We start from the raw sequence: 8,144 nt of genomic DNA, 5'->3' as shown, positions 1-8,144 counted from the left end.
GGTGGCGCGTTTGCCGGCAATGCCATCGAGAAGCACGCCCGCACCGAAACCGTCTACCGCATGCACGTGCGCATGGACGATGGCACCCGCCGCACCATCACCCAGCCGCAGCCGGTCTCGGTCGGCACCGCGGTGACGGTGGAGGGCAATTCGATGCGCGTCGGCCACTGAAGCCGGACGGCATCTGCCAATGAGAAAAGGGCCTGCGGGCCCTTTTCTCATGGCGGGACGAATCTCCCTCAGCCAGCCTGCCGTCTGGCGCTGCTGAGCAAGGCCACGGCACCCGCGATGACGCCCCAGAACGCCGAGCCGATGCCGAAGAAGCTCAGGCCCGACAGCGTGACCAGGAAGGTCAGCAAGGCCGCGTCGCGGTGGCGTTCGGCGTTCAGCGCGTTGGCCAGCCCGGCGCCAATCGTGCCCAGCAGCGCCAGCCCGGCCACCGCGATCACCAGTTCCTTCGGGAACGCGCCCAGCAGCCCGGCCACCGCACCGCCGGCCAGGCCGACGACGATGTAGAACACGCCCGCCGCGGCAGAGGCCATGTAGCGTCGCGCCGGGTCTTCGTGCGCCTCGCGGCCCATGCAGATGGCTGCGGTGATGGCTGCCAGGTTCAGCGCGTAACCGCCGAATGGCGCGAGCAGCAGCGAGGCGACGCCGGTGGCACCCACGGTGGGGGAAACAGGAATCTGAAACCCCGCGGCCCGTTGCGCCGCCACGCCGGGCAGGTTCTGCGAAGCCATGGTCACGACGAACAAGGGCAGGCCGACCCCGATCAGGGCATGGGCTGAGAACTGCGGGGTGGTCCATGCCGGCCGGGCCCAGCCCCAGGGCACGTCGCCCAGGTGCAGCAGGCCTTGCGCCGCTGCCAGTGCGATGCCGGCTGCCAGCACGCCGGGCACCGCATAACGCGGCCACCACCGCCGTCCCGCGAGGAAGGCCGCGGCCATGCCCAGCACCAGCAGCGGCTGGGCATGGCTGGCCAGCACCGCGTCCAGCGCAAAACGCGCCAGCACGCCGGCCAGCAAGGCCGAGGCAATGGCCATCGGGATGCGGTCCATGATGCGTTCGAACCAGCCGGTGTAGCCGACGATGGCGATCAGCAGCGCACAGGCCATGAAGGCGCCAATCGCCTCGGCCATCGGCACGCCCTGGGTCGCGGCAATCAGTGCGGCGCCCGGCGTGGACCAGGCGGTCAGCACCGGCTGGCGGTACCAGAGCGACAGGCCCAGGCTGGTGAAGCCCATGCCCAGCCCGAGCGCCCAGATCCACGAGGCTGTCTGCGCTGGCGTCGCGCCCAGCGCCTGGGTCGCGGCGAAGATCAGCGCGACCGAGCTGGTGAAGCCGACGAGCACGGCGACGAAGCCCGCCACGACGGTGGAGAACGAAAGGTCCCGCAGAAGAGATCGTTTCATCGGTGATGGCGTAGCAACAGCACGCTGCGGCCGAGGGGGATTCGGCGCCGGGCCGCCCCAAGCCGAATCGCGCCCCTCGGGGGCAGGAGCGCAGCGACTGGGGGGCTCAATTCAAATCTCGACCTTTGCGCCCAACTCGACGATGCGGTTCGAGGGCAGGTTCAGGAAGTCGGCCATGTCGGTGGCGTTGCGGTGCATGCTGGCGAACAGCTTCTCGCGCCACATGGCCATGCCGTCGCCGAAGGTCGGGATCACGGTTTCGCGCGACAGGAAATAGCTGGTGTCCATGTCGTCCATCGGCACGCCGCGGCCTTCGAGCAGTCGCAGCGCCTCGGGCACGTCCGGGTCGTTCTTGAAGCCGAAGTTCAGCGTGATCTGCCAGCAGTCATGTCCCATGGAATGGATGGACAGGCGCTTGTCGAAGCCGACCCAGGGCACTTCGTGATGCCGCACCGTGACGAACAGGTTGTGCTCGTGCAGCACCTTGTTGTGCTTGAGGTTGTGCATCAGCGCATTGGGCGTGAGGCCTTCCTCGGCAACCAGGAAAACTGCCGTGCCGGACACGCGCACCGGAGGGCTGACGAACACCGCTTCGAGGAAGCCTTCGAGCTCGATGGCGTCGTCCCGCACGCGGTGGCGCATGATGGTCCGGCCCTGTTTCCAGGTCAGCATCAGCAGGAACATGCCCGAGCCGATCACCAGCGGGAACCAGCCGCCGGCGATCAGCTTGAGCAGGTTGGACAGGAAGAAGGTCAGGTCGATGACAAAGAAGAAACCGGTCACCGCGATGCACAGCAGCAGCGGGTAGCGCCAGCCGTAGCGGATCACGAAGAAGGTCATCACCGTGGTGATGGTCATGTCCAGCGTGACGGCAATGCCGTAGGCCGAAGCCAGCGTGGACGAGCTCTTGAACAGCGCCACCGCCAGCACGATGAAGACGAACAGGCCCCAGTTGACGAAGGGCACGTAGATCTGGCCGGTGTCGCGCACGGAGGTGTGGCGGATCGTCATGCGCGGCAGGATGCCGAGCTGCATGGCCTGCTTGGTGACGGAGAAGGCGGCCGAGATCAGCGCCTGCGAAGCGATCACGGTGGCGGCGGTGGCCAGGAACACCAGCGGCAACTGGGCCCAGGCCGGCGCCATCATGTAGAACGGGTTTTCGACCGCCTCCGGGTGCTCCAGCAGCATCGCACCCTGGCCGAAATAGTTGATCACCAGCGCCGGCATTACCATGCTGTACCAGGCAATGCGAATGGGCTTGCGGCCGAAGTGGCCCATGTCGGCATACAGCGCTTCGCCGCCGGTCACGCACAGCACGACCGCGCCCAGTGCGACGAACGACACCAGCGGCTGGTCGATGCAGAACCTCGCGGCATGCAGCGGGTTCAGCGCCACCAGCACCGCGGGGTTCTCGATGATGTGCGGCAGGCCCAGCCAGATCAGCACGCCGAACCAGACCAGCGTGATCGGCCCGAAGAATTTGCCAATGCCGCCGGTGCCAAAGCGCTGCACCGAGAACAGGCCGGTCAACACGATCAGCGTGATCGGGATGATGAAGCTGTGCAGCCCGGGCGCCGCGACCTCCAGGCCCTCGACGGCAGACAGCACCGAGATGGCCGGCGTGATGACGCCGTCGCCATAAAAGATCGCGGTGCCGAACAGGCCGACGACCATCAGCACCCGCCGCAGCCGCGGCCGGTCGCGCACGGCCGTCGTGGCCAGTGCCAGCATCGCGATCAAGCCGCCTTCGCCGTTGTTGTCCGCCCGCAGGATCAGCAGCACATACTTCAACGAGACGATGATGGTCATCGTCCAGAAGATGAGGCTCAGCACCCCCAGTACATTGCCCTGCGTGGCCGGCACATGCCCTGCATGAAAGACTTCCTTGAGCGCGTACAGCGGGCTGGTGCCGATGTCGCCATAGACCACACCCAGCGCGGCCAGCGTCAGGGCGGCCAGCGCGGCGGGTGACTTTGGGGTGGCGGATGAACTCAAGCGCGGACTCGGCGAAACGGAGCCGCTATTGTGCGCTGCCTACCTGCGCAGGAAGCGTCTTTCCAAGCCTGCCCGATCGTGGTAGGCGGCCCTGGTTCTGGGGCGTGCCGGCGCGTGATTTCAGTCGTAAACCTCGGCGTCCGGATCGGTGGCTTCGAGTTCGTAGGACGCGGCCAGCATGGCCAGGCGGCCGATCACGCCGTACATGTAGAAGCGGTTCGGGGCGCTGGCGCCTGGGCGGCTGCCGGGCTTTGGCAGCAGGTGGCTGTCGGAGAAGGCCAGTGGCACGAAGCTGGCGCCGGGGGCGTTGAGGTTCTCGTCGATGCCGCGGTCGGCATGCACCCGGTAGAAGCCACCGACGACGTAGCGGTCGATCATGTAGACCACCGGTTCGGCGACCGCGTCGTTGACGCGTTCGTAGGTCGGCACGCCTTCCTGGATCAGCACGTCGGTGACCTCCTGGCCGTCCTTGATCACGCCCATCTTGTTGCGTGTGCGGCGGTTGACCTCGTCGAGTTCCTTGGCGTCGCGCACGGTCATGATGCCCATGCCGTAGGTGCCGTTGTCGGCCTTGACGACGACAAACGGCTTCTCGTTGATGCCATATTCCTTGTGCTTGCGGCGGATCTTGGTCAGCAGCGCGTCGACCTGGGTCTGCACCGCGTCGATGCCGGTGCCGTCGGCCCAGTTGACCGGGCCGCAGTGCGAGAACATCGGGTTGATCAGCCACGGATCCATGCCCAGCAGCTTGGCGAATTTCTTGGCCACTTCCTCGTAGCTGCGGAAGTGATTCGTCTTGCGGCGCACGGCCCAGCCGGCATGCAGCGGCGGCAGCAGGTACTGCTCGTGCAGGTTTTTCAGCACGTCCGGAATGCCGGCCGACAGGTCGTTGTTCAGCAGGATGGTGCAGGGGTCGAAGTTCTTCAGGCCCAGCCGGCGCTGGCTGCGCTCCAGTGGTTCCAGCGTCAGCATGCTGCCATCGGGCAGTTCCAGCGTGCTGGGCTCGGTGATGCTTTCGTCCAGCGTGCCCAGGCGCACGTTCAGGCCGGCTTGGCCGAAGATCTGCACCAGGCGCTGCACGTTCATCAGGTAGAACATGTTGCGGCTGTGCTTCTCGGGGATCAGCAGCAGGTTCTTGGCTTCCGGGCAGATCTTCTCGATCGCCGCCATCGCGGCCTGCACCGCCAGCGGCAGCATTTCGGGGGTCAGGTTGTTGAAGCCGCCGGGGAACAGGTTGGTGTCGACCGGCGCCAGCTTGAAGCCTGCGTTGCGCAAGTCCACCGAGCTGTAGAACGGCGGCGTGTGCTCCATCCATTCGAGCCTGAACCAGCGTTCGATCGCCGGCATGGACTCCAGCATGCGCTGTTCCAGTTCATTGATCGGTCCGGTGAGGGCGGTGACGAGGTGCGGAACCATGGTGTTTTCTGGCGTGTGCGGCGGCGGGATACAGCGGGGCGCGGGCAAGCACGACAGGATGGGTGTGTGCCTGGGGCGATGGGGAATTCTGGCAGATGGCGGCCCGGGGTCGCACAAGAGGCGCAGAACGATCCGCGTTTTCAGATCAGGGCTGGCGTGCCAAATTGCAAGATTCGCCTCTGCCATGCGGATAAAAAAAGGGACTGCCTTTCCAGGCAGTCCCCAACTCGCTCCGAACTTGTGAGCGACAGCGACTTCAGGCGCTGTCGCTGCTTGGCATCACTTGTTGTAGGCAGTCTCGCCGTGAGAAGAGATGTCCAGGCCTTCGCGTTCCTGGTCTTCCGGCACGCGCAGGCCAATGACCAGATCGACGATCTTGTAGGCGATCAGCGAGACCACGCCCGACCACACGATGGTGATCAGCACGGCCTTGGCTTGCACCCAGACTTGCGATGCGATGCTGTAGGCATCGGGGGTGATCATGCCCACGGTGACCCAATCGGCCACGGCGCTCGGGCCGCCGAGGTTCGGCGAATTGAACACACCGGTCAGCAGCGCACCCAGGATGCCGCCCACGCCGTGCACGCCGAACACGTCCAGCGTGTCGTCCGCGCCCAGCAGCTTCTTCAGGCCGGTCACGCCCCACAGGCAGGCGAAGCCGGCGATCACGCCGATGATCAGCGCACCGCCCACACCGACGTTGCCGGCTGCCGGCGTGATGGCGACCAGGCCGGCGACGGCACCGGACGCCGCGCCCAGCATCGAGGCCTTGCCCTTGTGCAGCGCTTCACCCACCGACCAGGCCAGCACCGCAGCGGCGGTGGCGACGAAGGTGTTCATGAAGGCCAGGGCAGCAAAGCCGTTGGCTTCCAGCGCCGAGCCGGCGTTGAAGCCGAACCAGCCCACCCACAGCAGGGCGGAACCGACCATCGTCAGCGTCAGGCTGTGCGGGGCCATTGATTCCTTGCCGTAGCCCACGCGCTTGCCGATCATGTACGCACCGACCAGACCGGCAACAGCAGCGTTGATGTGCACCACGGTGCCGCCGGCGAAGTCCAGTGCGCCCATTTGCCAGATGTAACCCGCCTTGGCGTTCATCGAGTCCACCACGTTGGCGGCGGTGTAGGCGTCCGGACCCATCCAGAACCAGACCATGTGCGCGATCGGCGCGTAGCTGAAGGTGAACCACAGAGCCATGAACAGCAGCACCGCGGAGAACTTGATGCGCTCTGCGAACGAACCGACGATCAGCGCGCAGGTGATGCCTGCGAAGGTCGCCTGGAAGGCTGCGAACACGATCTCAGGGATGTAGACACCCTTGCTGAAGGTCGCGCCGTTGGCGAAGGTGCCCGCTGCGTTGTCCCAGATGCCCTTGAGCATCAGCCGGTCGAAGCCGCCGACGAAGGCATTGCCTTCGGTGAAGGCCAGGCTGTAGCCATAGATGACCCACAGCACGACGATCATCGAGAACGTGACCATCACCTGCATCAGCACCGACAGCATGTTCTTGCTGCGGACCAGGCCGCCGTAGAACAGCGCCAGGCCAGGCACGGTCATCATGATGACCAGCAGCGTGGAGACCATCATCCAGGCGGTGTCGCCCTTGTTGGGCACGGGGGCCGGTGCGGCGGCAGCGTCAGACGCGGCCGGTGCAGCTTCCGAAGCGGCGGCTGCAGGTGCTGCAGCGGGCGTGGCTTCGGAGGCCGCGGTGGCGACAGGCGCCGAAGCGGCGTCCTGCGCCAGGGATGTCCCCGCAAAGCCCAGGGCGGCGAAGCCCAGGGCGAGGGAAGCAATCAGCTTTCTCATGGTGTGTGTGTCTCTTGGTCGGTGTGCTGGCGGATCTCAAGGAAACGAAGGGCCGTTCCCGAGTTTTCTTGACCCCCTCGGGGGGCCTGACGCGAAGCGGCAGGTCTGGGGGCGCTCAGTATCAGAGGGCGTCTTTGCCGGTCTCGCCGGTGCGGATGCGGACGACTTGCTCGAGGGCGGAGACAAAGATCTTGCCGTCGCCAATCTTGCCGGTGCGGGCGGAGGATTCGATGGCCTCGATCACGCGGTCGACCAGCGCGTCGTCCACCGCCGCTTCGATCTTCACCTTGGGCAGAAAGTCCACCACGTACTCCGCGCCGCGATACAGCTCGGTGTGGCCCTTCTGACGGCCGAAGCCTTTCACTTCAGTCACCGTGATGCCTTGCACGCCGATGGCGCTGAGGGCTTCACGCACTTCATCAAGCTTGAAGGGCTTGACGATGGCAGTCACCATTTTCATTGTCTGCTCCAGAGGTTGGGGCTGGCAGCGAAGGCGCCACCAGCCGGGGGATTCAATCGATCAGAGCCCTTGCTTCATGGCAGGAGCGCAAGCGAATAGCGTTGGGCCGGCATCGCACAGCCGGTTCGGGGTCGCACCGAGCTTGTCTTCGGTTGCATTGCAAGACCGGTGCCTTCCATGGCCCCGCTTGGGCGAGCGGTGAAGCCAACACGAGGGTCGGCGGTCCAGCCTTCGGCGAACTTGTAATTCGCGCTCAGATCGAGATGGCCCGGGTTCTGGGCATCCTGGATATCGAAGCTCTTGTCATTCGCACGCCACACGCGGAGGACGCCAGCGCTCAGGCCGGCATCTGCATTCACGTGCAAGGTCAAAAGACTCGGCGCGGCAAACGCCGTCTGGGACTTCTTCATGCAACTGCTCCGGGGTACTGTGAGTCCGCGGCTTGTGTGGGGTTGGGTCGAGCTCAGCGGCTGGGTAGCTGCAGCTTTCATGCCCGCAGCCGCGCAAGCAGGAAAACAGGCTTGGCGGGCTTTCAAGCCGGCCCCACCGGACATGGGCGATCCAAGTTGGTGCCATGTGGGTGCGGGATTGGCACCGAAGTTGTGCGCTCTTGCGTTTTCTCCCTCCAGAGCGGGATTGCCCGCGCGGTTGCCGCGTTTGGACAATGGCCGTCATCCCAGCATGGGCACAACGAACAACCAGGGAGGGCCGCATGACGCTGGCCGTGATCAGCAGCCGCGCGCTTGATGGCGTGCAGGCGCCACCGGTACAGGTGGAAGTGCATTTGGCCAACGGCCTGCCCAGCTTCACGCTGGTCGGCCTGGCCGATACCGAGGTGAAGGAGGCGCGGGAGCGGGTGCGCGCCGCGCTGATGGAGAGCGGGTTCCAGTTTCCGCACAACAAGCGCATCACCGTCAGTCTGGCGCCTGCGGACCTGCCCAAGGAGTCTGGCCGCTTCGATTTGCCGATCGCCCTGGGCATCCTGGCTGCCCAGGGCGTGGTTGATCCGGCCCGCCTGGCGCGTTTCGAATTTGCCGGGGAACTGTCGCTCGCCG

General features: G+C 65.6%; 7 protein-coding genes. 1 reads left to right on the top strand and 6 read right to left on the bottom strand.

Features of this window, described 5'->3' with window-relative positions:
* Positions 1-239: 239 nt before the first annotated feature.
* From FKP22_RS14425 to FKP22_RS14400, 6 genes are all read right to left on the bottom strand, one after another.
* Positions 240-1,412, bottom strand: a complete 1,173-nt coding sequence (locus tag FKP22_RS14425; RefSeq protein ID WP_141288174.1) for a benzoate/H(+) symporter BenE family transporter — start codon at positions 1,410-1,412, stop codon at positions 240-242.
* Positions 1,413-1,523: 111 nt separating this feature from the next.
* Complete coding sequence (locus tag FKP22_RS14420; protein WP_141288173.1) at positions 1,524-3,407, bottom strand: potassium transporter Kup; 1,884 nt, start codon at positions 3,405-3,407, stop codon at positions 1,524-1,526.
* A gap of 120 nt (positions 3,408-3,527) precedes the next feature.
* Complete coding sequence (gene gshA / locus FKP22_RS14415) at positions 3,528-4,823, bottom strand: glutamate--cysteine ligase (protein WP_141288172.1); 1,296 nt, start codon at positions 4,821-4,823, stop codon at positions 3,528-3,530.
* A gap of 279 nt (positions 4,824-5,102) precedes the next feature.
* Entirely contained in the window at positions 5,103-6,629 is a 1,527-nt protein-coding gene (gene amt, locus FKP22_RS14410) for an ammonium transporter (protein WP_141288171.1), read from the bottom strand.
* A gap of 121 nt (positions 6,630-6,750) precedes the next feature.
* Complete coding sequence (locus FKP22_RS14405) at positions 6,751-7,089, bottom strand: P-II family nitrogen regulator (RefSeq protein WP_141288170.1); 339 nt, start codon at positions 7,087-7,089, stop codon at positions 6,751-6,753.
* A gap of 74 nt (positions 7,090-7,163) precedes the next feature.
* Complete coding sequence (locus FKP22_RS14400) at positions 7,164-7,499, bottom strand: hypothetical protein (protein ID WP_141288169.1); 336 nt, start codon at positions 7,497-7,499, stop codon at positions 7,164-7,166.
* Positions 7,500-7,801: 302 nt separating this feature from the next.
* Between FKP22_RS14400 and FKP22_RS14395 the strand changes: the two genes are divergently transcribed.
* Positions 7,802-8,144: magnesium chelatase domain-containing protein (locus FKP22_RS14395; protein WP_310733331.1), on the top strand; the 343-nt coding region annotated here is incomplete at its 3' end.

The organism is Ideonella azotifigens (assembly GCF_006519715.1).
Lineage (GTDB): Bacteria > Pseudomonadota > Gammaproteobacteria > Burkholderiales > Burkholderiaceae_C > Ideonella > Ideonella azotifigens.
This window is presented reverse-complemented; position numbering and strand designations above follow the sequence as displayed.